The 26,367-nt window shown below is 65.5% G+C and carries 12 protein-coding genes; all 12 read right to left on the bottom strand.

Annotated features, from left to right (window positions below):
- Positions 1 to 46: 46 nt before the first annotated feature.
- The 12 genes from HU735_RS09120 to hmpA all read right to left on the bottom strand — a co-directional run bounded on the left by HU735_RS09120 (position 47) and on the right by hmpA (position 26,283).
- Positions 47 to 298, bottom strand: coding sequence for a DUF3077 domain-containing protein (locus HU735_RS09120; RefSeq protein ID WP_186713220.1), 252 nt, complete (start codon positions 296 to 298; stop codon positions 47 to 49).
- Positions 295 to 540 carry a hypothetical protein gene (locus HU735_RS09115; RefSeq protein ID WP_023631578.1) on the bottom strand — a complete coding sequence of 82 codons (246 nt, stop codon included), beginning with the start codon at positions 538 to 540 and terminating at the stop codon, positions 295 to 297. The genes HU735_RS09120 and HU735_RS09115 overlap by 4 nt, the downstream gene beginning before the upstream one ends.
- Before the next feature lie 452 nt (positions 541 to 992).
- Positions 993 to 16,277 carry an autotransporter-associated beta strand repeat-containing protein gene (locus HU735_RS09110; RefSeq protein ID WP_346655353.1) on the bottom strand — a complete coding sequence of 5,095 codons (15,285 nt, stop codon included), beginning with the start codon at positions 16,275 to 16,277 and terminating at the stop codon, positions 993 to 995.
- A gap of 376 nt (positions 16,278 to 16,653) precedes the next feature.
- The gene (locus HU735_RS09105) at positions 16,654 to 17,037 is read right to left on the bottom strand and encodes a YkgJ family cysteine cluster protein (protein WP_050703800.1); all 384 of its coding nucleotides are present in this window, start codon (positions 17,035 to 17,037) and stop codon (positions 16,654 to 16,656) included.
- Between the two features lie 193 nt (positions 17,038 to 17,230).
- Positions 17,231 to 18,439 (bottom strand): alanine transaminase, encoded by a 1,209-nt coding sequence (gene alaC, locus HU735_RS09100; protein WP_186713219.1) that lies wholly within the window; start codon positions 18,437 to 18,439, stop codon positions 17,231 to 17,233.
- Between the two features lie 258 nt (positions 18,440 to 18,697).
- The gene (gene cyoE, locus HU735_RS09095; protein WP_028689798.1) at positions 18,698 to 19,585 is read right to left on the bottom strand and encodes a heme o synthase; all 888 of its coding nucleotides are present in this window, start codon (positions 19,583 to 19,585) and stop codon (positions 18,698 to 18,700) included.
- Between the two features lie 11 nt (positions 19,586 to 19,596).
- Positions 19,597 to 19,929 (bottom strand): cytochrome o ubiquinol oxidase subunit IV, encoded by a 333-nt coding sequence (cyoD, locus tag HU735_RS09090; protein WP_186713218.1) that lies wholly within the window; start codon positions 19,927 to 19,929, stop codon positions 19,597 to 19,599.
- A complete protein-coding gene (locus HU735_RS09085; protein WP_023629875.1) occupies positions 19,929 to 20,552 on the bottom strand; it encodes a cytochrome o ubiquinol oxidase subunit III in 624 nt (207 codons plus the stop codon). Before HU735_RS09085 ends, cyoD begins: the two co-directional genes overlap by 1 nt.
- 3 nt (positions 20,553 to 20,555) lie before the next feature.
- Positions 20,556 to 22,574, bottom strand: coding sequence for a cytochrome o ubiquinol oxidase subunit I (gene cyoB, locus HU735_RS09080; RefSeq protein WP_050703798.1), 2,019 nt, complete (start codon positions 22,572 to 22,574; stop codon positions 20,556 to 20,558).
- 3 nt (positions 22,575 to 22,577) lie between these two features.
- Positions 22,578 to 23,522, bottom strand: a complete 945-nt coding sequence (cyoA, locus tag HU735_RS09075; protein WP_028689802.1) for a ubiquinol oxidase subunit II — start codon at positions 23,520 to 23,522, stop codon at positions 22,578 to 22,580.
- Between the two features lie 559 nt (positions 23,523 to 24,081).
- Positions 24,082 to 24,588, bottom strand: coding sequence for a disulfide bond formation protein B (locus tag HU735_RS09070; RefSeq protein ID WP_186713217.1), 507 nt, complete (start codon positions 24,586 to 24,588; stop codon positions 24,082 to 24,084).
- Between the two features lie 516 nt (positions 24,589 to 25,104).
- On the bottom strand, positions 25,105 to 26,283 hold the full coding sequence (hmpA, locus tag HU735_RS09065; protein WP_186713216.1) for an NO-inducible flavohemoprotein: 1,179 nt from the start codon (positions 26,281 to 26,283) through the stop codon (positions 25,105 to 25,107).
- Positions 26,284 to 26,367: the final 84 nt, after the last annotated feature.

Below are 26,367 nucleotides of genomic sequence, written 5' to 3'. Positions count from 1 at the left end.
GGGAGCGGCACCTTGTGCCACGAAAGGGCTGCGCGGCAGCCCCCGTTCACCGCGCTCGATTCAACCCCAACTCCATGTCATCGATCAGCCCCTTGGCCAGCCCGCTGAGAATCCTCGCCGCACTGCCGGCCATGAGGTCCCCTTCCATCTCCGCCTCGGTGGTGAAATGCGCCACACAGCCGAGCAACACCGACAGGTCGCTGAACGCGTGATCGAACGGGATGCCGGGCTGGATGCAAAAGATCTCGAGGCAGGTGGTCTTGCCCTGGGTCGGGCCGGGTTTGCTGTCGTCGCTCATACCGGCGCCCCCTTGGCCCGGGCGTGGCGGACCAGCGAGATGACCAGTTGGCCGAGGATCTCGACGCTGTCCATCATCACGTCGAGACGCGCGTCGCGCTGGCAGACGGTGTAGGCGTGGACGGTGTCGCTGAGGATGTGCATCAGCTTGTTGGCGTGGGCCATCGCTTCCTCGGGGTCGAGGTCGCTGATGATGGTGACGAAGGGGATTGGGTAGGGTGGGTCAGGTACTAGTTTTTTCATAGTTGTTACTCTGGAAAGGGTTTCTAGAGCAACCACCAGTATCCTTCTCACAGACAAGGGTGGCAGCCGTACGCGAGGTGAGAAGACCGTGTCCAGACACCACGGCCAGACCGAAGTCTGCGCGCGCACGGCTGCCATAACAGGCAACCTGAATCTGGACATGGACGGGCTTCTCACACCCGGATCGCCAAATTTGACGACCCAGTGACGGTACCCCTGATGTATTTCCCGGCCAATTCAGAGCCTTCCGGCAGGCGCGTAGGATAGGTCCGAAGCGCTGGCTGGCTGAAGGATTTGGTTTCAAGTTCGGAAATGTCTTACGACTGAATGGCGCCGGGGGCGCTTTGCGCCCCTTTCGCGGCACAAGGCCGCTCCTACAGAGAGGAACGTGGTCTTCTGTAGGAGCGGCCTCGTGCCGCGAAAGGGCTGCAAAGCAGCCCCGGCGATCTACCTCAGAACCCCATGCTGAAGCTCACCACCACACCATGGTCGCGGTTCTCGCTCGACAGCTGCCCGGAGTACCCGACCCCCAGCTTGCCGCTCGCGCCCACCGACAGGTCCACCCCGGCCTCGACCACCGCCGCGTCCTTGGCAATCGGCACGCCCTCGGTGCTGAACCCTGCGCCACCGTCGATGAAGCGCAAATCGGCATCGGGCTTGTCGTCACCGAACGCATGCCGCCAGCCCACCGACAGCCGCGGCGTGACGCTGCTGCCATTGTCGAGCAGGATGCGCTTGCCGGCCCGCACGCCCAGGGTGGAGAAGGTCACGTCCTGGTCGACCTTGCCCTCCAGCCGCCCTGCACCGCCCTTCTCGTGGGCGGTGTCGCTGTCGTAGTTGACGTAGGCCAACCCGGCGAACGGCTCCAGGGCAATGCCGCCGGCATCGATGGCGTAACCCACCTCGCCGAACACCTGGGCGCTGCGCGCCTTGTACTTGGCCTTGAGGCGGTCGTCGTAGCTGCCGACGGTGACATCGCGCTTGGTGTCGATGTCGTGCCAGCTGTAGGCCACGCCCAGGCGAGCGGCGAAGGCGTCCAGCTGGTAGCCGAGGTAGGTGGTCAGGTGGTAGCTGTCCACCGTGGCGTCGGAGCGGCGACGGTGCGCGTCGATGCTCGAGCGGGTGTAGCCGGCGGCGGCGCCGACTTTCCACTCATCGTCCAGCGCACGGTCCATACCGAGCATGAAGCCCGACAGGTCACGGTCGACGCTGGCATGGCTGCTGCTGCCGTCGTAGGTGCCCCAGCCGCCGATGGCGCGGATCCAGCCCACGGCCTGGCCCTGGCAGCCTTCGCTGGTCAGCTGCTGGTTGGCGGTCGGCGCCAGGGTGCGACGCGGATCGTCCTGGTTGCTGCAGTCGGCCTGGCGCAGGCGGTCGTTGACCGCTTCGCGGACGTAACGCGAGTCCTCGATCAGCACGGTCGCGGTGCTGGCGTGGATCTCGCCGGACAGGCTGTCGAACGCCGCCTGGGCGCCCTGGCGGTCCAGCGGCAGCAGGTTGTTGACCAGCTCGGCCGGCGCGCTGGCACTGCTCAGGGCCAGGGCCACGCCACGCTGGTTGCCGGTGGCGGCGACATCGGCGAAGGAGGTGCCGTTGCGGCTGACCGACAGCGTCACCTGGTTGGCGCCATAGTCCAGCGAACTGTTGAGGAACGCCGAGTTGGCCAGGTTGGTGGTGGCGAAGGTACCGGTAATGCCGCCCGCGGCGCTGACCACGGTGTACTGGCCATTGCCGCTGGCGAGGTTGGCCACCATCAGGCTGCCGCCGAGATTGGCCGTGCCGCCCACGTTCAGGTAGTTCACTGGCGAGGTGGCGAGGTCGATCACCAGGGTGCCGGTGGCGCCATTGGTGAAGTTGCCCGACACGTTCAGGTTGCCGGCCGGCCCCGGCAGCACGGTGCCGTTGTTGATCAGCCCGGCGACGGTGCCGTTGCCGGTCAGGGCGGCGCCGTTGGCCACCGTGACCTGGGCGGCGAGGTTGCTGCCCGGGTTGCCGGCATCGCCCACCTGGAGCACGCCCTGGTTGACGTTGAAGGCACCGCTGAACGGCTGGTTGCCGGTCAGCAACAAGGTGCCGCCACCCTGCTTGGTGGTGGTGCCGGTACCGCTGAGGGTGCCGTTGAAGGTGCCATTGCTGCCCTGGGCGAACACCAGGTTGGCGTTGTTGAGGATGTTGCCCTGCAGGCTGGTGGTGTTGCCGACCAGGGTACCGCCGCTGACGGTGGTGCCGCCGCTGTATGTATTGGCGCCCGCGAGGATCAGGGTGCCGGCATCGAGCTTCTCGATACCGCCAGTGCCGACCAGCGGTGCACTGACGGTGGCCGTCGCACCGGCGTTGACCCGCACCGCTGCCAGGCTGCCGTCGGCATCGTTGACCGGGGTCAGGCTACCGCCAGAGCCCGGGACGACCTGGTAGCCATCACTGAGGAACTGCAGGCCCTCGAACGACTGGTTGCCAACCACGGTAACGGTGCCGGACGTGCCGCCAAAGACCGCGTAACCGCCGCTCCAGCCTTCGCTGCTGGTGCCGCCGGCATTGGTCCAGCCAGTGTTCGAGCCCCAGGTGCCGCTGCCGCCGCCGACGCTACCGTCGGGGTTGGTCTTGCCGCCGTTCCAGAATTGCAACTCCTCGCCGTAGTTCTGCACCACCAGGTTGATCTGGTTGGCGATGGCGGTCTGCAGGCTGAGGTCGCCCAGAACCACGCTACCCGGGATGGCGCCGAACACCAGGCCATTGTCGGTGAGCGTGCCACCGTAGCTGAACAGTTGGTAGACACCGGTGCCGAAACCGCCGGCATCGGTGATGTTCAGCGTGCCGTCGAGCACCAGGTTGCCGTTGACCCTGACCACGGTGGTGGAGGCGGCCGGAGCGCCGAGGCTGAAGTCCAGGGCGCTGCCCGACGCCAGGTCGAGGCTGCCGACGGTCAACGACGTGGCGCTTTGGCCGGCGGCCAAGGTGGCGCCGTTGGCGATTTGCACGGCACCGCCGTAGGTGCCGCTACCGCCCAGGCGGGCGCCGGTGGCGACCTGCACGCTGGTGCTGTCGAGGCGACCGTTGACCAGCAGGGTACCGGCATTGACGCTGGTGGCGCCGGTGAAGGTGTTGACGCCGGTCAGCAGCAGCTCGCCGGTACCGTTCTTGGCCAGGGTGCCGTTGCCGCTGAGGTTGCCGGTGTAGCTGCCGTTGGCGTTCTGCTCGAAGGTCAGGGCGCCGTTGTTGAGGATCGCGCCCTGCAGGCTGGTGCTATTGCCCACCACGCCGCCAGCGTTGATCTGGGTACCGCCGCTGTAGGTGTTGGCCCCGTTCAGGGTCAGCAGGCCGGCGCCGTTCTTGATCAACCCACCCGTGCCGCTGACCACGCCATTGAGAGTCAGGGCGTTGCTGCCGGCAATGGCCAGGGCGCCGTTGAGCACGGTGGTGTTGGCCAGGGTGACGGCGGTGTTGCTGTCCAGCGTGGTGCCGCCTGCGGCCGTCAGGGTGCCACTGCCCAGCGCGCTGTCGTTGCCGAGCACCAGGGTGCCACCATTGAGGGCGGTACCGCCGCTGTAGCCGTTGGCGACGTTGAGCACCAGGGTGCCGCCGTCCTGCTTGGCGACGCTGCCGGTGCCGTTGAGGGCGACGTTGAGGGTGGCGGTGACGCCGTTGTCGACCCGCAGGTTGGTGGTGCCGTTGCCCAGCAGTTCACCGGCAGTACCGGCGTTGAGCACATAGCCGTCGGTGACGAACTGCAACCCGGTGATGCTGTGGCTGCCGTTGACGGTGACGGTGCCGGGTGCGCCCTGGAACACCGCGAAGGTGTCGTTCCAGGTGCTGTTCAACACGCCATTGACGTCGGTCCAGTTGGTGTTGGTGGCATCCCAGGTACCGCTGCCGCCGTCGATCTGGCCGTTGGCGACGCTCTGGCTGCCGTCCCAGAACAGTACGTTGCTGGCACCGCCGACCACCAGGTTGACCTGGTTGGCCACGGCAGTCTGCACGGTCAGGTCGGTGATCGGTACCGGCGTGGTGCCGAAGCTCATGCCGTTGTTGGTGAGGCTGCCGCCGTAGGCGAACAACCGGTAGACCCCGGCGCCGAAGCCGCCGATGTCGGTGACATTGAGGGTGCCGCCCAGGGTCAGGTTGTTGGCCACGTTGACCAGCGGCGTACCACCAGACGACGGCGTGCCCAGCGAGGCGTTGAAGTTGGCGCCGCTGTCGAGCACCAGGTTGCCGGCGTTCAGCGTACTGCCGCTGGTGGCCGCAAGGTTGCCGCCGTTGGCCACCGTCACCGCGCCGCCGAGGCTGCCGGCACCGCTGAGGCTGGCGCCGCTGGCCACGTTGACCGCGCCGCTGGCCAGGGAGCCATTCACCTGCAGCCCTCCCGCCTGGACGTTGGTGGTGCCGGAGTGGCTGTTGGTGCTGCTCAACGCCAGGGTGCCGTTGCCGAGCTTGTTCAAGGTACCGGTGCCGCTGATATTGCCGTCGAACACCCCGCCCTCCACTGCCAGGCTGTTGCCGGCGGCGATCTGGATCGCGCCGGTGCCGCCGATGTCGCCGAGGCTGGTGTTGCCGTCAAGGTTGAGGCTGGCGCCAGTGCTGACGTTCAGCTGGCTCTGGGTACCGAGGGCGGTGGTACCGATGGTGCTCAGGCTGCCGGAAAGGATGTTGAGGATGCCGCTGAAGGTGTTGTTGCCCGACAGGGTCAGGTCGGCCAGGCCGCTCTTGTTCAGCTCGCCCGCGCCGCTGAGCACGCCGGCCAGGTGCAGGTCGTTAGTGCCCAGCACGTTGAGCACGCCACTGACATTGACCGGATTGGCCAGGGTGACGGCACTGGCACTGTCGAGGTTGGCGTTACCGCTGACCTCCAGGCCGCCGGTGCCCAGCGCCGCATTGTTGCCGACCACCAGTGTGCCAGCCTGCAGGTCGGTGCCGCCGCTGTAGGTGTTGGCGCCCATCAGCGCGAAGCGGGCCAGGCCGGCCTTGAGCAAGCGGCCGGTGCCGCCGACGGTGCCGCCCAGGGTCAGGTCGTTGCTGCCCAGCACGGTGAGGTCGCCTGCGGTGGTGACGTTGTTGGCCAGGGTGACCGCCTGGCTGCTGTCCAGGCTGGTGCCGGGCGCCGTGGTCAGGTTGCCGGTGCCGAGCGCGGTGTTGGAGCCCAGCACCAGGGTGCCGCCGTTGAGCGCGGTATTGCCCGCATAGGTGTTGTTGCCGCCCAGTGCCAGCCGTGCGCTGCCGGCCTTGACCAGGCCACCGGCGCCGCCGATGTTGCCGTTGAGGGCCAGGTCATTGCTACCGGCAATATTCAGCGGGCCGGCCAGGGTGATGGCATTGCCCAGCGCGACTGAGGCGTTGCTGTCGAGGGTGGTGCCCGCCGTGGTGTCCAGCGCGCCGCTGCCCAGGGCCGCGTTGTTGCCGACGATCAAGGTACCGCCGCTGAGCAGGGTGCCACCGCTGTAGCTGTTGCTGCCATTGAGGACCAGGGTGCCGCTGTCGAGTTTGTTGAGTTTGCCAACGCCGGTCAGGCCGACATCGAGGGTTGCCGTGGCCCCGGGGTCGACTCGCACGCTGGTGTCGCCGCCGCTGCCGTTGATCAGGTCGAGCGCGCCGCCGGTGCCCGCCAGCAGGCGGTAGCCATTGGTGACGAACTGCAGGCCATTGACGGTCTGGCTGCCGTCGACGGTGACGTCGCCCGCGGTGCCCTGGAACACCGCGAAGGTGCTGCCCCAGGTGGTGTTGAGCACGCCATTGAGGTCGGTCCAGTTGGTGTTGCCGGCGTTCCACACGCCGCTGCCGCCATCGACCTGGCCGTTGGGCACGCTCTGGCTGCCGTCCCAGAACTGGATGTTCAGGCCGGCGGCGCTGACCAGCAGGTTGACCTGGTTGGCCAGGACGGTCTGCAGGGTCACGTCGCCCAGGCCCACGCCCAGCGGCAGGCTGCCAAAGTCCAGACCGTTGTCGGTCAGGGAGCCGGTGTAGTCGAAGATGCGGTACACACCGTTGCCGAAGCCGCCGATGCTGCCGACATTGAGCGTACCGTCGAGGGTCAGGTTGCCGCCGACGTTGAACAGCGCGGTACCGCCGGTGGACGGGGCGCCCAGGCCGACATCGACGATCGAGCCGCTGTTGAGCACCAGGCTGCCGAGGCCCAGGGTGGCGCCGCTCTGCCCGGCCAGATGGCCGCCGTTGTTGATCACCACCGTGGCGTTGGCGGTGCCGCTACCCGCCAGGGTGGCGCCACTGGCGACGGTCAGCAGGTTGCTGCCCAGGGTGCCATCCACTTTCAAGGTACCGGCGTTGACCTGGGTGTTATCGGCCAGGTTGCCGGTGCCGGTCAGGGTCAGGGTGCCGCTGCCGACCTTGGTCAGGCCGCCCAGGCCGTTGAGACCACCGGCGAAGGTGCTGCTGAGGTTGTTGCCACCCAGGCTCAGGACGCTGCCGATGCCGACATCGACCTGGCCGCTGCCGGTGAGGCTGCCGAGGCTGGCGTTGCCATTGAGGTTGAGCTGGCCGCTGGCGCCGACGTTGAGGGTGTCGACGTTGGCCAGCACACCGCTGCCGAGGGTAGTGATGGAGCCAGCCTGGATGTCGACGTTGCCGGTGAAGGTCTTGACACCGACCAGGGTCAGGTCGTCGACGCCGGTCTTGACCAGGTTGCCGCTGCCGCCGAGGTCGCCGCTGAGGATCAGCGCGTTGGCGGCTTCAACGGTCAGGTTGGCGCCGTTGCTCAGGGCAATGGTGTTGCCCAGGGCCATGGGCGCGCTGTTGGCCAGGGTGGCGTCGGCGGTGACCGACAGGGTGCCGGTGCCCAGCGCGCCGCTGTTGCCTACAGTCAGGCGCCCGGCATTGAGCTGGGTGCCGCCCTGGAAGCCGTTGTTGCCATTGAGGGTCAGGTTGCCGCTGCCGTTCTTGGTCAGGCCGGCGGTACCGTTGATCACGCCGTTGAGGGTCAGGTCGTTGCCGCCATCGACGCTCAGGCCGGCGTTGAGGGTGACGTTGTTGGCCAGGGTGGTGTTGGCGCCGCTGCTCAGGGTCGAGGCCCCGGCAACGGTCAGGGCGCCCTGCCCCAGCGCGTTGTCGTTGCCGACCACCAACCGGCCGGCATTCAAGGTGGTGCCGCCCAGATAGTTGTTGGCGCCGTTGAGGGTCAGGGTGGCGGCGCCCGATTTGTTCAGGCCGCCGACGCCATCGAGCACACCATTGAGGGTGAGGTTGCCGCTGCCCGGCACGTTAAGCGTGCCGCCCAGGTGCACGGCGTTGGCCAAGGTGGCGCCCGCGCCGCTGGCATCGAGGCTGGTGTTGGCGCCGGTACTGAGGGCGCCGGTGCCCAGCGCGGTATTGCTGCCGACCACCAGGGTGCCGGCGTTGAGGGTGGTGCCGCCGCTGTAGGTGTTGTTGCCGTTGAGGGTCAGGGTGGCGGCGCCGTTCTTGACCAGCCCGTTGCTGCCAGAAACCACGCCGTTGAGGGTCAGCGCCTGGCTGCCGCCAAGGGTCAGGTTGCCACCGGCGAGGTTGACGGCGTTCACCAGCGCCAGCGCCTGGCTGGCATCGAGGCTGGCGGCGCCGTTGACGGTCAGGGCACCGCTGCCCAGGGCGCCGGCATTGCCCAGCAGCAGGCTGCCGGCCTGCAGCGAGGTACCGCCGGCGTAGGTGTTGCTGCCATTGAGTATCAGCTGCCCGGCACCCAGCTTGTTCAGCGCCCCGGCACCGCTGATGACACCGTCGAGGGTCAGGGCCTGGGTGTTGTTGACGCCGAGGGTGGCACCGGCGCCGAGGCCGATGGCGTTGGCCACCTGCAGCACGCCGATGGTGGCCAGGGTGCTGTTGCCGGTCACCGCCAGGTTGCCCGTGCCCATGGCAGTGTTGTTGCCCAGGGTCAGGGTGCCGCCACCCAGGGTGGTGGTGCCTTGGTAGGTATTGGCGGCGCCAAGGGTCAGGTTGCCGCTGCCGTTCTTGGTCAGGCCGCCGGTGCCGCTGATCACGCCATTGAGGGCCAGGTTGTTGTTGCCGATCAGGCTCAGGGTGTTGTTGAGCGTCACCTGGTTGGCCAGGGTCAGGGCGCCGGTAGTGGCCAGGTTGCTGGCACCGCCGACGGTCAGGGTGCCGGTGCCCAGTGCCTGGTTGTTGCCCAGGGTCAGCGTCCCGGCATTGAGGGTCACGCCGCCGGTCAGGGTGTTGGCACCACTGAGGGTAAGGTTGCTGGTACCGTTCTTGGTCAGGCTGCCGGCCCCCGTGACCAGCCCGCCCAGGCCCAGGTCGCTGCTGCCGGTAATGGTGAGGTTGCCCCCCAGGTTGACGGTGTTGCCGATGTTCAGCGCGGTGTTGCTGTCCAGCGTGGTACCGGCCGCCGCGTTGAGCTGGCCAAGGCCGAGTGCGCTGGCGCTGCCGAGCACCAGGGTGCCGGCATTGAGGTTGGTGTTGCCCAGGTTGCCATTGGTGCCGTTCAGGGTCAGGGTGCCGCTGCCGGTCTTGGTCAGGCCGCCGACGCCGTTGACGTTGCCGCCCAGGGTCAGGTTCTGCGCCCCGGCGATGGTCAGGTTGCCGGCCAGGTTGAGCTGGTTGGCCAGGGTAACGTTGGCATTGCTGCTCAGGGTGGTGCCGCCGACTGCGTTCAGCGCTCCGGTGCCCAGCGCGGTGTTGCTGCCTACTACGAGGGTGCCGCCGTTCAGGCTGGTGCCGCCCTGCTGGCTGTTGCTGCCGTTGAGGGTGAGCGTGCCGGAACCTGTCTTGACCAAGCCCCCGGTGCCACTGAGCGCTCCGTTGAGGGTGAGGTCGTTTGTTCCCGGTAGGGTGAGGTTGGCGTTCAGGGCGACGGTATTGCCCAGTGCCAAGTTACCGGTGGTGTCCAGGCTGGCGGCGCCGGTGACGGTCAGGCCGCCAGTACCCATCGCCTGGGCGTTGCCGAGGGTCAGGGTGCCGGCACCCAGGCTGGTGCCGCCACTGTAGGTGTTGGCGTTACCCAGGGTCAGGTTGGCGCCGCCAGCCTTGACCAGGCTGCCAAGGCCGGAGACTACGTTGGACAGCCCCAGGTCGGCGGAACCGGCGACGGTCAGGGCACCGCTGAGATTGAAGGCGTTGCCAAGGGTCACGGCGGTGTTGCTGTCCAGGGTGGTGCCGTTGGCGGTACTGACAGCGCCGCTACCAAAAGCGGTGTTGTTGCCGACCACGACCGTGCCGCCGTTGAACAGGGTGCCGCCGGTGTAGCTGTTGGCGCCATTGAGCACCAGGGTGCCGCTGTCGAGCTTGGCCAGCTGGCCGCTGCCCGAGAGGCCGACGTTGAGGGTTGCGGTGACGCCGGGGTCGACCCGCACGGCGAAGGCGCCGTTGCTGCCGTTGACCAGGTCCAGCCCACCGGCGCCGATCAGGCGGTAGCCGTTGGTGACGAACTGCAGCCCGGTGGCGGCCTGGGTGCCGACCACGGTGACATCCCCCGCGGTGCCCTGGAACACCGCGAAGTCGCTGGCCCAACTGCCGTTGAGCACGCCGTTGACATGGGTCCAGTTGGTGTTGCTGCCATTCCAGGTACCGGTGCCGCCGTCGATCACGCCATTGGGCACGTTCTGCCCGCCATCCCAGAACTGCACGGTGCCGGAGGCGCCGCCGACCAGCAGGTTGACCTGGCTGCCAATGGAAGTCTGCACCTGCAGGTCGCCGGGCAACATGGCGCCCGGCACGTTGCCGACCAGCAGGCCGTTGTCGACCAGCGCGCCGGTGTAGTCGAACAGCCGGTAGATACCGGTGCCGAAGCCGCCGACGTCGGTGACGTTGAGGGTACCGTCCAGGGTCAGGTTGCCGTTGACGTTGACCAGCGCCGTACCGCCGGTGGCCGGCGAGCCCAGGCCGAAGTCGAGGATCGAGCCACTGTGCAGAGTCAGCGCGCCGGTACTGAGGGTCGCACCGCTGTTGGCCAGCAGGTGCGCGCCGTTGGCGATGTCGACCGCCCCCAGCAGGCTGCCGGTGCCGCCGAGGCTGGCGCCGCTGTTAACCTGCACGCTGGGGCTTGCCAGCAAGCCGGTGACATTGAGCAGGCCGGCATTGACCGTGGTGTTGCCGCCGAGCGTGCTGACCCCGGACAGCTCGAAGCTGCCGGTGCCGGTCTTGACCAGCCCGCCACTGCCGGCCAGGGCACCGCTGAACACACTGTTGAGGTTGTTGCCGCCCAGGGTCAGGTCGCCGCCGCCGGCGATATTCACCGTACCGGCGCCGCTCAGGCCACCGATGGTGGCGCTGGCGCCGAGGTTGAGGCTGGTACCGGCGCCGACGCTGACTGCCGAGGTATTGCCCAGGGCCGTGGTACCAACCGTGGTGATGCTGCCACCGAGCAAATCGATGGCACCGCTGAAGGTGTTGTTGCCGGTCAGCGTCAGGTCGGACACACCGTTCTTGATCAAGCCGCCGGTGCCCGCGAGCACACCGCCCAGGGTCAGGTTGTTGCTGCCGCCGAGGGTCAGGTTGGCGCCAAGGTTGATGTTGTTGCCCAGGGTCATCGCCACGCTGTTGGCCAGGGTCGCGGCGCCACCGACGTTCAGCGCGCCGGTCCCCAGCGCCGCGGCATTGGCCAGGGTCAGGGTGCCGGCGTTGAGGTTGAGGCCACCGCTGAAGGTGTTGGCGCCCGACAGGGTCAGGTTGGTGCTGCCGTTCTTGGTCAGCGCGCCAGTGCCGCTGATCACGCCAGCGAGGGTGGTGGTATTGCTGCCCGGCAAGGTCAGGGTGGCACCGGCTCCGAGGTTGATGGCGTTGCCCAGGTTGAGCGCGCCACTGCCGTCGAGGCTGGCATTGCCGCCCACGCTCAGGGCGCCGCTGCCGATGGCGTTGTTGTTGCCCAGGGTCAGCAGCCCGGCATTGAGGGTGGTGCCGCCGCTGTAGGTGTTGTTGCCATTGAGGGTCAGTCCGGCGCTGCCATTCTTGACCAGCGCGCCGCTGCCGCTGATCAGGCCACCGAGGGTGGTGGCATTGCTGCCCAGCACGGTCAGGGTGTTGCCGCCCAGGCTGATGCCGTTGGTCACCGCCACGGCGGTGCTGGCGTCGAGGTTGGCGTTGCCGCCCAGGGTCAGGGCGCCGATCCCCAGCGCGGTGTTGCTGCCAAGGGTGAGCGTGCCGGCATTGAGCTGGGTGCCGTTGGTGTAGAGGTTGTTGCCGCTCAGGGTCAGATTGGCGTTGCCGTTCTTGACCAGCGAACCGATACCGCTGACCACGCCGCTCAAGCCCAGGTCGGCGCTGCCGTCGATGGTCAGGGGGCCGGCGATGGTGACGTCGTTGGCCAGGCTGACCGCGCTGCTGGCATCCAGGTGGGTACCGGCCAGGGTGTTGAGGGTGCCGGTGCCCAGCGCGGTATTGCTGCCGAGCACCAGGGTACCGGCGTTCAGACGGGTGATGCCGCTGTTGCTGTTGTTGCCGGTCAGGGTCAGGCTGGTGGCGCCGTTCTTGGTGATGCCGCCGGCACCGGCGATGGTGCCGCTCAGGGTCAGGTCGTTGCTGCCGGGCAGGATGAAGTTGCCGGCCAGGTTCAGCGCGTTGCCAATGTTCAGCCCGGCGACGCTGGTGTCCAGGGTGGTGTTGTTGGCGGCATTCAGCGCGCCAGTGCCCAGGGCGGTGTTGCTGCCGAGTACCAGGGTGCCGGCGTTGAGCGCGGTGGCGCCGCTGTGGGTGTTGTTGCCGCTCAGGGTCAGGGTGGCGCTGCCGCTCTTGACCAGGCCGCCGGTGCCACTGAGGTTGCCGGCCAGGGTGAGGTTGCTGGTGGTGGGCAGCGACAGGTCGGCGGCGAGATTGACGGCGTTGTTCAGGGTCATGGCCGTGGAGTTAGCCAGGGTGGCGGCGCCGCCGACGTTCAAGGCTCCGGTCCCTAACGCCGCGGCGCTGGCCAGGGTCAAGGTGCCAGCATTGAGGTTGAGGCCACCGCTGAAGGTGTTGGCGCCTGACAGGGTCAGGTTGGTGCTGCCGTTCTTGGTCAGCGCGCCAGTGCCACTGATCACGCCGCCGAGGGTGGTGGCATTGCTGCCCGCCAGGGTCAGGGTATTGCCGGCGAGGTTGATGGCATTGCCCAGGTTGAGGGTGCCGCTGCTGTCGAGGCTGGCATTGCCACCCAGGGTCAAGGCGCCGGTGCCCAGGGCATTGTTGTTGCCCAGGGTCAGCAACCCACCGTTGAGGGTGGTGCCGCCGCTGTAGGTGTTGTTGCCGTTGAGCGTCAGGGCGGCGCTGCCGCTCTTGACCAGCGCGCCGGTACCGCTGATCTGCCCGGTCAGGGTGGTGGCGTTGCTGCCCAGCACGGTCAGGGTGTTGGCGCCGAGGCTGATGGTGTTGGTGGCGGCCACCGCGGTGCTGGTGTCGAGGTTGGCGTTGCCGCCCAGGGTCAGGCCACCGATGCCCAATGCGGTGTTGCTGCCCAGGATCAGCGTGCCGGCGTTGAGCTGGGTGCCGTTGGTGAAGACGTTGTTGCCGCTCAGGGTCAGGCTGGCGTTGCCGTTCTTGACCAGCGAGCCGATGCCGCTGAGCACGCCGCTCAGGCCCAGGTTGGCGGTGCCGTCGATGGTCAGGGGGCCGGCGATGATGGCGTCGTTGGCCAGGCTCACGGCCGTGCTGGCGTCCAGGTGGGTGCCGGCGGCGGTGTTGAGGGTGCCGGTGCCCAGCGCGGTGTTGCTGCCGACCACCAGGGTGCCGGCGTTGAGGAAGGTGGAGCCGCTGTTGGTGTTGGCACCGGTCAGGGTCAAGGTGGTGTTGCCGCCCTTGGTGATGCCGCCGGCGCCAGCGATGATGCCGCTCAGGGTCAGGTCGTTGCTGCCGGGCAGGTTCAGGTTGCCGGCCAGGTTGAGGGCGTTACCGATGTTCAGCCCGGCGACACTGGTGTCGAGGGTGGTGTTGGCCGCGGCATTGAGCGCGCCGGTGCCCAGCGCGGTGTTGCTGCCCAGCACCAGGGTGCCGGCGTTCAGCGCCGTGGTGCCGTTCTGGGTGTTGTTGCCGCTCAGGGTCAGGCTGGCACTGCCGTTCTTGATCAGGCCGCCGGTGCCACTGAGGTTGCCGGCCAGCGTGAGATTGTTGGCGCCGGCCAGGGTCAGGTTGGCGCCGAGGTTGACGCCATTGTTCAGGGTCATCGCCACGGCGTTGGCCAGGGTCGAGGGCCCGCCGACGGTCAAGTCGCCCGTGCCCAGGGCTGCGGCGCTGGCCAGGGTCAGGGTGCCGGCATTGAGGGTCAGCCCGCCACTGAAGGTGTTGGCGCCACCCAGGGTCAGGTTGCTGCTGCCGTTCTTGACCAGCGCCCCGGTGCCACTGATCACGCCGCCCAGGGTGGTGGCGCTGGTGCCCGGCAGGGTCAGGGTGTTACCGGCCAGGTTGATGGCGTTGCCCAGGTTGACCGCCACGCCCGCATCGAGGCTGGCATTGCCGCCCAGAGACAGCGCGCCGGTGCCCAGGGCATTGTTGTTACCCACGGTCAGCACACCGCCATTGAGGGTGGTGCCGCCGCTGAAGGTGTTGCTGCCGTTGAGGGTCAGGCCGGCGCTGCCGTTCTTGACCAGCGCGCCGGTGCCGCTGATGACACCACCCAGGGTCGTGGCACTGGTGCCCAGCAGGTTGAGGGTGTTGGCGCCGAGGTTGACCGCGTTGCCCAGGTTGACCGCCGTACCGGCGTCGAGGCTGACGTTGCCGCCCAGGGTCAGCGCACCGCTGCCCAGCGCATTGCTGTGCCCGACGGTGAGCTTGCCGGTGTTGAGCGTCAGGCCGCCGCTGAAGGTGTTGTTGCCATTGAGGGTCAGGTCGCCGGCGCCATTCTTGACCAGCGCGCCGGTACCGCTGATGACACCGCCCAGGGTGGTGGCGCTGGTGCCCAGCAGGTCAAGGGTGTTGGCCCCCAGGTTGATCGCATTGCCCAGGCTGACCGCGCTGCTGGCGTCCAGGCTGGCATTGCCGCCCAGGGTCAGGCTGCTGGTGCCCAGCGCGGCGCTGTTGCCGACGGTGAGCTTGCCTCCGCTCAGGGTGGTGGTGCCGCTGTAGGTGTTGACGCCGTTGAGAGTGAGGTCGGCGGCGCCGTTCTTGGTCAGGTTGCCGCTGCCGCCAATCACGCCGTTGAGCGTCAGTGCGTTGGTGCCCGGCAAGGTCAGGGTACTGCTGCCCAGGTTGATGGCATTGGCGAGGGTCATGGTCGCCGTGGTGTCCAGGGTGCCGTTGCCGCTCAGCGCCAGCGTGCCGCTGCCCAGGGCGCTGGCGTTGCCGAGGGTGAGGGTGCCGCTACCCAGGGTCGTGCCGCCGGTGTAGGTGTTGACGCCGTTCAGCGTCAAGCCACCGCTGCCGCTCTTGACCAGCGAGCCGGTGCCGCTGAGCACACCGCCCAGGGTCAGGGCGTTGCTGCCAGGCAGGGTCAGCGCCGCGTTCAATGCCACGTTGCTGTTCAGCACCAGCGGCACGCTGCCCTGCAGGCTGCTGGCGCCGCTGACGGTGAGGCCGCCGCTGCCCAGTGCAGCGGCGCTGGCCAGGTTGAGGCCGCCGGCGGCCAGGTTGGTGCCGCCGCTGTAGGTGTTGGTGGCGCCGAGGGTGAGCAGGCCGGCACCGGTCTTGGTCAGGCCACCGACACCCGAGACAACGCCATTGAGGGCCATGTCGGTGGCGCCGCCGACGCTCAGGCCGGCGTTGAGGGTGAAGTTGTTGGCCAGGCTCAGGCCACCGACGGTGCCCGCCAGCCCGCCGCCGTTGACAGTGATGGCGCCACTGCCGAAGGCACTGGAGTTGTCGAAGTTGAGCTGACCACCGTTGAGGGTGGTCTGGGTGGTGCCGTTGAGCACCTGGCCGATCAGGCTCCAGGTACCGGCGTCGACAATCAGGCGGCTGAAGTTGATGTAGTTGGTGGCGTTGATCGTGCCGCTGCCACTGGTCCCACTGCCGCCGCCAATGGCGTTTTGCAGTGCCAGCGTGTTAGTGCCACCGGCGCCACCGTCGATCTTGCCGGCCGCGGCAAAGGCAAGGTTCGGGTTGCTGGTGACCAGCAAGGCCACGCCAACGCCAAGCCCTGCCCCCACGCTGGAGCCGGTGATGGCGTTGAAGCGGTTGGTGCTGTTGGCGCCCATCGACAGGCTGCCGGTCAGGGTCCCGGCGTTGGTGAAGGTGTTACCCGCCGCAGAAGCCTCGAACGCGGCACGGCCGAGGATAGTGCCGGTGTTGGTGAAGTTCACCGTGCTGCCGCCGGTCACGGCGATGACCGGCGTGTCCTCGCTCACCAGCGTGAGGCTGGCCAGCGCCGAAGAGCCGATGCTGCCGGCGTTGCTGATGGTGGTGGTGCCGGCGGCGCCGTTGCGCGCGTCCAGCGCCATGCCGGTGAGGTTCAGCAGGTTGGCGCCGAGCAAGGCGCCGGTGCCCTTGATCACGCCCGTGGCGTTGTTGTTGATGTTGAGGGTGCTGCCGGTGCCGGTGTTGCCAATCAGCACGGCGGAGGACTGGATGCTCAACAACCCGAGCAGCGTCGGGTCGATGGTGCCGGAGTTGTTCAGGGTGTTGTTGTTGCCGGCCAGCGACAGCGAGGTGCCGCCCACGCCCAGCAAGGTGCCCAGGCTCGCGCCCGGGTTGACGTTGACGGTGAGGCTACTGCCGCCATTGGTATAGCTCGGCGCCAGCGGGTTGGCCGCGCCGTTGCAGGTGATCGTGGAACCGGCCGCGCTGCAGACGGCCAGCGCCTGTTCGCTGGACAGACCAAATGCCATCGCCCCGACAGCCAGGCTGACAGCCAGCGACAGTTGCGAGAAACGGGCGGGTGAACGGGGGGCGGCACGTCTGTCCACGGAGAGCTCCTTCGTGGATCAGGCGATTCAGTCCTTGAATGCGTGCACAGCGGGCAGGAAAGAGCAGTGGAACACGCGACGGCCGAAACGCCTGATCTATGGCTACGAATTTCCTTTGAGGGAATGTGTAGCCGCTCAGGCGCGGGCGGTACGGCGCAGGGGACGGTCAAATGGTGTTAATACTTTGTCTAGGCGGCACGTGTTTCGCGGGTTTCAGCCGCTTGGCCATTGGATCCAACCGACGAACGGTCATGGCGAATGGCCAGAATGTGAAACGGTTTGTGGGAGCGTGCTTGTCCCGCGATGACGCCGGCACCGCAATCGCGGGCAAGCCCGCTCCCACGCAGTCCACAGTCTGCAAGGCCGAGTAATCCCTTCAGGCGACCTCCGCCCCCTCATCCGGCCAATGCGGCTCGTTGGCGCCGGGTGGTGTCAGCGGTGGCAGGCCATAGGCCGCCCGGGCGTCGTCACAGCTGGGGTTGTGCACGCCGTTTTCCCATGAAGCATCGAACTCGCGGCAGGGACTGGAGCGGTTCTCGTAGATGGAGCACGCCACTTGCGTGCCGATCTCGCCGCCCAGGCTGACGCACCGGCAAGGCTTGGCGTCGGTGCCGATCATGGCGACCCGGGTCGGGTTGATCTGCACCACCAGATCGTCGGGCACCACGCCACCGGCGGACTGGCATTCACCCCAGAAGAAAGACACACGAAAGTAGCCGCAGCAGGCGCCGCAGGTCAGGCAAGGGTTCTGATCGGACATGATGGCCAGGGAAGGAGGTTGTTGTTATCGGGGCGAGCGCCCGCGGCGCTATTTGTAATCCAGGCGCGATCGGCTGAGAAGAGGGGGAAGCAAAAAAAGATCGCCGCTGATCGGCGCAAACGCATGGCGGGGCAAGCCCGCTCCCACTGACTGGCGTGGGAGCGGGCTTGCCCCGCGATCAAGTCGGACCTGCTTACTTGCTGGTCAGCCCATCGGCCCGGAACATCTGGCGAATGCCGCGAATGGCCTGGCGAATCCGGTCCTGGTTCTCGATCAGGGCAAAGCGCACATGATCGTCGCCGTAGTCACCGAAGCCGATCCCCGGCGACACGCAGACCTTGGCCTCGGCCAGCAGCTTCTTGGCGAACTCCAGCGAGCCCAGGTGCGCATAGGCCTCGGGAATCTTGGCCCAGACATACATCGAGGCCTTGGGGTTCTCGACCATCCAGCCCAGCTCGTGCAGGCCCTTGACCAGCAGGTTGCGACGCTGGCGGTACTGCTCGGCGATATCGCGCACGCACTGCTGGTCGCCTTCCAGCGCGGCGATGGCGGCCACCTGCAGCGGGGTGAAGGTGCCGTAGTCGTGGTAGCTCTTGATCCGCGCCAGGGCGCTGACCAGCTCGGGGTTGCCGACCATGAAACCGATGCGCCAGCCGGCCATGTTGTAGCTCTTGGACAGGGTGAAGAACTCCACCGCGATGTCCTTGGCGCCCGGCACCTGCATGATCGACGGCGCCTTCCAGCCATCGTAGACGATGTCGGCATAGGCCAGGTCGTGCACCACCAGTACGTCGTACTGCTTGGCCAGGGCCACCACGCGCTCGAAGAAGTCCAGCTCGACGCATTGGGCGGTGGGGTTGGACGGGAAACCGAGGATCATCATCTTCGGCTTGGGGATCGACTCGCGGATCGCCCGCTCCAGCTCGTTGAAGAAGTCCACTCCCGGCACCAACGGCACGGAGCGCACCTGGGCGCCGGCAATCACCGCGCCGTAGATGTGGATCGGGTAGCTGGGGTTGGGCACCAGCACCGTGTCGCCATGGTCGAGGGTACCGAGCATCAGGTGCGCCAGGCCCTCTTTCGAGCCGATGGTGACGATGGCCTCGCTTTCCGGGTCGATGGCGACGTCGTAGCGTTCCTTGTACCAGTTGGAGATGGCCCGGCGCAGGCGCGGGATACCACGGGAGGTGGAATAGCCGTGGGTGTCCTCGCGCTGGGCGACCTGCACCAGCTTCTCGACGATGTGCGCCGGGGTGGCGCCATCGGGGTTGCCCATGCTCAGGTCGATGATGTCCTCGCCACGGCGGCGGGCGGCCATCTTGAGCTCGGCGGTGATGTTGAAGACGTACGGGGGGAGACGATCGATGCGCGCGAAGCGGCGCGGCGAACCTGGGTTGGCCATGTGTTCCTCGAGAGACGTAAGCGCCCGGAACCGTCCGAGCGACGCTGGCCGCCGCGGCGGCCTGATTCAGAAGATAATGCCGAAACAATATTTCTGCAAAGGATAATTTCCTGCTTTGCCTAAGATTTTCAGATGTATTTTTTGAAAATCAAAGATTTATGTTTTTGAGGGCTTGCCCGCGAAGAGGCCGGCACAGGAAAAACAGGCACAAAAAACCCCGGCACATGGCCGGGGTTCTTGGTGTTACAGCCCGCTGTATCAGCGCGCGTAGGTCATCAGCACATCGGCCGCAGTCTGGCTGTCCACGCCCATCATCACGCTCAGGGCGGTAACGGTGAGGATGGAGAAGCCGAACACCTTGCGGGCCCACTTGCTGTCGTCCTCGGCCTTGTAGCCGCCCCAGGCCATGTACAGCCAGTACAGGCCCATGGCGGCCGCCACGGCGAGATAACCCAGGCCGGCATAGCCGCCGAGGGTCAGCATCAGGGTGGCGAGCACGAAGGCCAGCACGTACAGCACGATCTGCTTCTTCGCCGCGAGGATACCGCGTGCCACCGGCAGGACCGGAATGTTGGCGGCGCTGTAGTCCTTGAAGCGGAAGATGGCGATGGCAAAGCTGTGCGGCATCTGCCACAGGCTGAACATCACCAGCAGGGTCACCGCGGCCAGGTCGAAGCTGTTGCTCACGGCGCAGTAGCCGATCACCGGAGGCATGGCACCGGACAGGCTGCCGACCAGGGTGCCGTGCACCGATTTGCGCTTCAGCCACAGGCTGTAGAAACCGACGTAGACAACGAAGCCGACCAGGGCGCAGAACGCCGCCAGCGGGTTGGCTTGCACATACAGCAGGCTGAAACCCGCCACCCCGAGCAGGGTGGCGTAGATCAGCGCCAGGGGCAGCGACATGCCGCCCTGGACCATGACGCGGTTCTTGGTACGTTCCATCTTGTGGTCGATGTCACGGTCGATGCAGTTGTTGAACACGCATCCGGACGCGACCACCAGGGAAGTACCGATCACCACCGCCAGGAACAGGGCGAAATCCACATGCCCCTTAGCGGCAAGGAAGAAACCGCCTGCCACGGAAAGCACGTTACCGAAAATGATCCCCGGTTTGGTGATTTGGATAAAGTGCTTCACGGACATGCAGTCTTACCTCACTTGGCCAACATTTCGAAGTGGATGCTGAACATGATCCACAGCGACAGGCCGACCAGCAGTGCAATTACCAGGACGGTGAACAGGAACGTCGACACGTTGGAACGCTGCTCTTTCGAGCGGTCCATGTGCAGGAAGTACACAAGGTGCACAACCACCTGGATGACGGCCATGGCCACCACGATCAGGACGGTCAGGTTCTTCGGCAGGCTCGGGTACATCACCAGGCCGAACGGGATCGCGGTCAGGATGATCGACAGTACGAAACCGATCATGTACGACTTCACGCTGCCGTGATTACCTTCGTGGTGAGTGTCGTGTGCGTTAGCCATTACAGAACCCCCAGCAGGTAGACGACGGTGAATACGCAGATCCAGACCACGTCCAGGAAGTGCCAGAACAGGCTCAGGCAGCTCATGCGGGTCTTGGCGGTCGGCGTGATGCCGTGCTTGTTGATCTGGTACATCATGATTGCCATCCAGATCAGGCCGGCAGTCACGTGCAGGCCGTGGGTACCGACCAGCGCGAAGAACGCCGACAGGAAGCCACTGCGCTGCGGGCCGTAGCCCTCGGCGATCAGGTGATGGAACTCATAGATTTCCATCGCGATGAAGCCGGCACCGAACAGGAAGGTCACGGCCAACCAGCCCAGCACGCCCGCCTTGTTGCCGGCAAACATCTTCAGCATGGCGAAGCCGAAGGTGATCGAGGACAGCAGCAGGAACGCGGTTTCGACCAGCACGAAGTCGAGCTGGAAGATGTCGTGACCCGACGGGCCGCCGGCGAAACCGCCGGACAGCACCGCGTAGGTGGCGAAGAGCGACGCAAACAGAATGCAGTCGGTCATCAGGTAGAGCCAGAAACCGAGTACGGTCATCTGGCCCGAGTCGTGGTGGTGGTCGTCGTGCGCATGGTCATGACCATGCGCGCCACCGTGGATTACTTGACTGGACATTGATTACACCCGTTCAAACGATTCGACACGTGCGCCGGCAGGCAGAGCACCTGCTTTGGCCAGCGCTTTCATGCGCTCGCCTTCGATGCGCGCCACTTCTTCGGCCGGAACCATGTAGCCCTGGTCGTCACGCGCGGCGTGGCGAACGAAGACAGCGATGGTTGCAACCAGGCTCGCGCCCACCAGCCACCAGATGTGCCAGATGAAGGCGAAGCCGAACACGGTCAGCAGCAGACCCATGAACAGACCGGTGGAGGTGTTGCTCGGCATGTGGATCGCTTCGTACTTGGCAGGGGCCTTGTACGCAGCGCCGGCTTGCTTGGCTTCGTGCCAGGCGTCCAGGCCAACATGCTCAGGCATGTGAGCGAAGTTGTAGAACGGAGGTGGCGACGAAGTCGACCATTCCAGGGTACGGCCGCCCCATGGGTCGCCGGTGACGTCCATGTTGTCCTTGCGGTCGCGAACCGAGACGTAGATCTGGATCAGCTGGCAGGCGATACCGAACAGGATCAGCACGGCGCCGACCACGGCTACGTACAGGTAGGGTTCCCACAGCGGGTTGTCGGAGTGGTTCAGACGACGGGTCATGCCCATGAAGCCCAGGGCGTACAGCGGCATGAACGCTACGTAGAAGCCGGAGATCCAGAACCAGAAGGCAGCCTTGCCCCACTTCTCGTTCAGGGTGAAACCGAAGGCTTTCGGGAACCAGAAGGCGAAGCCGGCGATGTAGCCGAATACCGCGCCACCGATGATCACGTTGTGGAAGTGGGCGATCACGAACAGGCTGTTGTGCAGAACGAAGTCGGCACCTGGAACAGCCAGCAGAACGCCGGTCATGCCACCGATGGAGAAGGTGACCATGAAGCCCAGGGTCCACATGATCGGCGCGGTGAAGCGCAGACGGCCCTGGTAGATGGTGAACAGCCAGTTGAACAGCTTCACACCGGTCGGAATGGAGATCAGCATCGTCGCCAGGCCGAAGAAGGTGTTGACGCTGGCGCCGGCACCCATGGTGAAGAAGTGGTGCAGCCAGACCGCGAAGCCGAGGATGGCGATCGCGCCCGAGGCGTAGATCATCGAGTGGTGACCGAACAGGCGCTTGCCTGCGAAGGTCGAGGTGACTTCCGAGAACACGCCGAAGGCCGGCAGGATCAGGATGTAGACCTCAGGGTGACCCCATGCCCAGAACAGGTTGACGTACATCATCGGGTTCCCACCAAGCTCGTTGGTGAAGATGTGGAAGTCCAGATAACGGTCAACGGTCAGCAGGGCGAGTGCGGCGGTCAGGATCGGGAAGGAAGCGACGATCAGCACGTTGGCCCAGGTGCAGGTCCAGGTGAAGATCGGCATGTCCATCAGCTTCATGCCAGGGGCGCGCATCTTCATCACGGTGACGAGGAAGTTCACGCCTGTCAGTGTCGTACCCAAGCCTGAGAGCTGTAGCGCCCAGATGTAGTAGTCGACACCCACCCCAGGGCTGTACTGGATACCCGCGAGCGGCGGATAGGCAACCCAGCCGGTCTTGGCGAATTCACCAACGCCCAGCGAGATGTTGACCAGCAGCACGCCTGCCAGCAGCAGGTAGAAGCTCAGGGAGTTCAGGAACGGGAAGGCAACGTCACGTGCACCGATCTGCAGAGGAACCGCGAGGTTCATCAGGCCGGTGAAGAACGGCATCGCCATGAAGATGATCATGATCACACCGTGGGCGGTGAAGATCTGGTCATAGTGTTCAGGCGGCAGGTAGCCTTCGGAGCCACCGGTGGCGGCAGCCAGCTGGGTACGCATCATGATGGCGTCGGCGAAGCCGCGCAGCAGCATGACCATAGCGACGATGATGTACATCACGCCGATTTTCTTGTGGTCGACCGTGGTCAGCCACTCGGTCCACAAGTAGGTCCACTTGCGGAAATAGGTGATGGCACCAACGACGGCGATACCACCGAGCGCGATCATGGCAAGCGTCACCATGACTATCGGCTCGTGATAGGGTATCGCCTCCAGGGTTAATTTACCGAACATCTCTTACTCCTCTGCACCGGCAGCTGGTTGCATACTCGATTCCACACCCTTGGTAGTGGCCAGATCTTTGCTGCCTGCTTCTTCGTGGTTCGGACGACCGCGGTTCATGCCTTCGTACTTGTCGACGATGCGCTGGAACTGGTCAGCCGGAGCCTCGCTGTACAGCGCGACTGGGTTGTTTTCGCTAGCTTTGGCCAAGGCGTCATATTCGGCCTGGTCCAGTTTCTTCGGCGATGCCTTCACTTCAGCGACCCATGCATCGAAGTCAGCTTGCGAAGTGGCGACAGCCTTGAATTTCATACCGGTGAAGCCGGCGCCGCTGTAGTTGGCGGAGATACCGTCAAACACACCGTTCTCGTTGGCGATCAGGTGCAGTTTGGTGGTCATGCCGGCCATGGCGTAGATCTGGCCGCCCAGACCCGGGATGAAGAAGGAGTTCATCACGGCGTCGGAGGTGACACGGAAGTTGACCGGGGTGTTGGCCGGGAAGACGATCTTGTTGACCGTGGCGATGCCCTGCTCCGGGTAGATGAACAGCCACTTCCAGTCCAGCGCGACCACGTCGATCTGCACCGGCTTCACATCGGAATCCAGTGGACGGTACGGGTCCAGCTTGTGGGTGGAGTGGTAGGTGAAGTAACCCAGGGCGATGATGATCAGGATCGGGATGATCCACACCGCGGCCTCGATCTTGGTCGAGTGCGACCAGTCGGGGGTGTAGGTGGCGGCCTTGTTGGAAGCACGGTACTTCCAGGCGAACGCCAGGGTCATGATGATCACGGGCACGACCACCAGCAGCATCAGGCCGGTGGCGATCAGGATCAGGTTCTTCTGCTCAATGCCGACCTGGCCCTTCGGGTCGAGCAGGGTCCAGTTGCACCCACTGAGTAAAAGCATGCCTAAAAAGGGCAATATGCCAAACAGTCTGGGGTAACGCTTTTTACTCATCTCACGACCTCTAGATCAGCTTGCTTCAATGCAATTTGTGTTTTGGTAGCCAACACTTCGTCCTGCCAAGTGCGGCAATTGGCGCCCGTACTCGCCCCTGCCAGGGATCCGACTGCAGGATCTAGGCGTCAAGCGGGTGTGCGGTGCTTATGGTTTCGTAGGCAACAGGCCTGTACTTCAGACCAAGTCCATTTGGTGCGGAAAACGCGGAGGGGGGTCCGCCCGGTATCGCCGTTGGGCGAAACTTGACGAAGTCAGCAAATGGAAAGCGCTGCGGCTTCCATCAATCCTGCGACTCGCAAGCAGTGCCGAACGGAAATTGGGGGCGATTGTAGATAGGTCGTTCAACGATGACTATGACTTATTGAGCAACAGTCTTTTACAGAATGCGTAACAATGCTGGTCAAAAAATCAACTTCGCGACAGTTTGTCGCACCCCTTCCAGTAGCCCTGAAACCCTTGCCACGCAAGGGCTGGTGGCTGACCTGGATCAATCGTGCGGTGCGCACTGCGGCTTATCTCGCCGCGCAATAGACCCAGGTCAATTCGGGACTTTGGTCTAAGCGCGACGGCGGTTTCGGTAGATCCCCAGGGGCACCAGCACCGCCGTCAGGACGAAGGCCACCAGCGCCCATTGCGCCAGCGACAGGCCGAGGATCGGCGGGTACGGGGTGGAGCAGAAACCGTCGACCTGGAACGCCAGCGGCCAGAGCTTGGCCAGCGGCAGGTCGTCGACGATGGGCTGCAGGGTGTCGATGCCACAGCTGACCATCGGGTTGGCGAGTATATACACATGGTTACCCGCCGCAACGATCCCGCCGATGGCGCTGAGCACCACCAGCGCCTCGAAGAAGGTCAGGCTGCGCCGCCCGGGCATGGCCGCGGCGATGAAGGCGAAGAGCGCGATGAACAGCAGGGCATAGCGCTGCAGGATGCACAGCGGGCACGGCGCCTCGCCCAGCACCACCTGCATGTACAGGGCGCCACCGATCAGCGCCAGGCAGATCACGCCGAGGAGCACCAGAAAGCGCCGTTCCCGATTCAGGCGCGATGAGAGTTCGTTCATTGCCGATTCCTTCGATGGAGAGTGGCAGCGCGGGCTGCCCGAGGGGCGCCCAGTCTACACGCTGGAGATGACCTTTGAATGCATCGAGGAGGGGCGTGCGCGGCTATCCATTGATGACCTAGGACCGAGCGGGTCGGTTTCGGTTCACTGGCCGACATGAAAAATGCGCCAGCCCGAGCGCCAGACAGGGGCAGGCCCCTCGACACCCGGGAGTGAAGGATACAGTGATTAAAGGAGGATTAAAGATGAACGCGGGTGTAGAGGCGTTCATCTCTTTCTATATAGAGAAGGGATAGGCCCAATCGCTGCGGTTCGGCGCTCGGCCACGCCGATAGCGCCGAATGCTATCGTCCGTTTCGTTCTCGATTACCCACGGCCGGGAGCATCCGGGTGCTGCCGGCGCGACAGAACGCCGAACCGCAGCGATTGGGATGAGTCGCGGGGCAAGCCCGCTCCCACGCCAGCACTACCTGGTTCAGCGTGGGAGCGGGCTTGCCCCGCGATGGGCTCAGCGTTTCACTCCAAAGCCGCCGCCGGCCCGAAGAACTCGTAACGGCTCTGCCCTTCCGGCACGCCCAAGCCCTTGAGCTGGCGCTTGATCGCGGCCATGAAGCCCTTCGGCCCGAGGAAGTAGGCATCGATGTCACGCTCACGCGGCAGCCACTCGCCCAGCAGCGCCTGGTCCAGCAGACCCACGGCGTCGGCGACCTGGCTGCCGTCTTCCTCGGCGTAGCAATAGAAACGCTTGAGCTGCGGATGACGCGCCGCCAGGCCGTCGATCCAGTCGCGGAACGCATGCACCGCGCCATTGCGCGCACAGTGGATGAAGTGCACCGGACGCTCGGTCTTGAGCGCCGCCTCGAGCATCGCCAGGGTCGGGGTGATGCCCACGCCGCCGCTGATCAGCACCAGCGGCTTGGCACTGGCGGCCAGGGTGAAGTCACCGGACGGCGGGAACAGTTGCAGGGTATCGCCAACCATCAACCCGTCATGCAGGTAGTTGGAGACCTTGCCGCCCGCCTCGCGCTTGACGCTGATGCGGTACTGCTCGCCGTCGCACAGGGCCGACAGCGAGTAGTTGCGGCGCTGCTCCTGGCCATCGATGAACAGTTGCAGGCCGATGTACTGGCCCGGCTCGGCCTTGAGCACCGACTGGCCATCGACCGGGGCGAAGTAGAACGAGACGATCTCGCGGCTTTCCTGCTCGCGGCGCACCAGGCGGAATTCACGGGTACCGCGCCAGCCGCCGGCAGCCTGCTCCTTCTCTTTATAGAGGTTTTCTTCCGCGCCGATCAGGATGTCGGCCAGCTGGCCATAGGCGGCGGCCCAGGCGGCGATCACTTCAGGGGTGGCGATGTCCTTGCCCAGCACTTCCTCGATGGCGCGCAGCAGGCAGCTGCCGACGATCGGATAGTGTTCGGGGAGGATCTGCAGGGCCACATGCTTGTTGATGATCTGCCCGACCAACCCACCCAACTGCTCGAGCCGGTCGATGTGGCGGGCGTACATCAGCACACCGTTGGCCAAGGCGCGCGGCTGGTCGCCGCTGGCCTGGTGGGCCTGGTTGAACAGCGGGCGCACCTCGGGGTACTCGCTGAGCATCAGTTTGTAGAAGTGGGTGGTCAGGGCCTCGCCACCGCTTTCCAGCAGGGGGACAGTGGCCTTGATGATTGCACGTTGTTCGGCATTGAGCATTGCGACAACTCCTGAGCCTTTGGCTTCGAATGGTTGCGTAAGGCTTTTCAGCAATCGTGCCAACTTTAAACACCAATAAAATCA

The organism is Pseudomonas sp. BW16M2 (assembly GCF_014268865.1).
In the GTDB taxonomy this organism is placed as follows: Bacteria; Pseudomonadota; Gammaproteobacteria; order Pseudomonadales; family Pseudomonadaceae; genus Aquipseudomonas; species Aquipseudomonas peradeniyensis.
The sequence above is the reverse complement of the archived record's forward strand: the minus strand, read 5'-3'. Positions and strand labels throughout refer to the sequence as shown.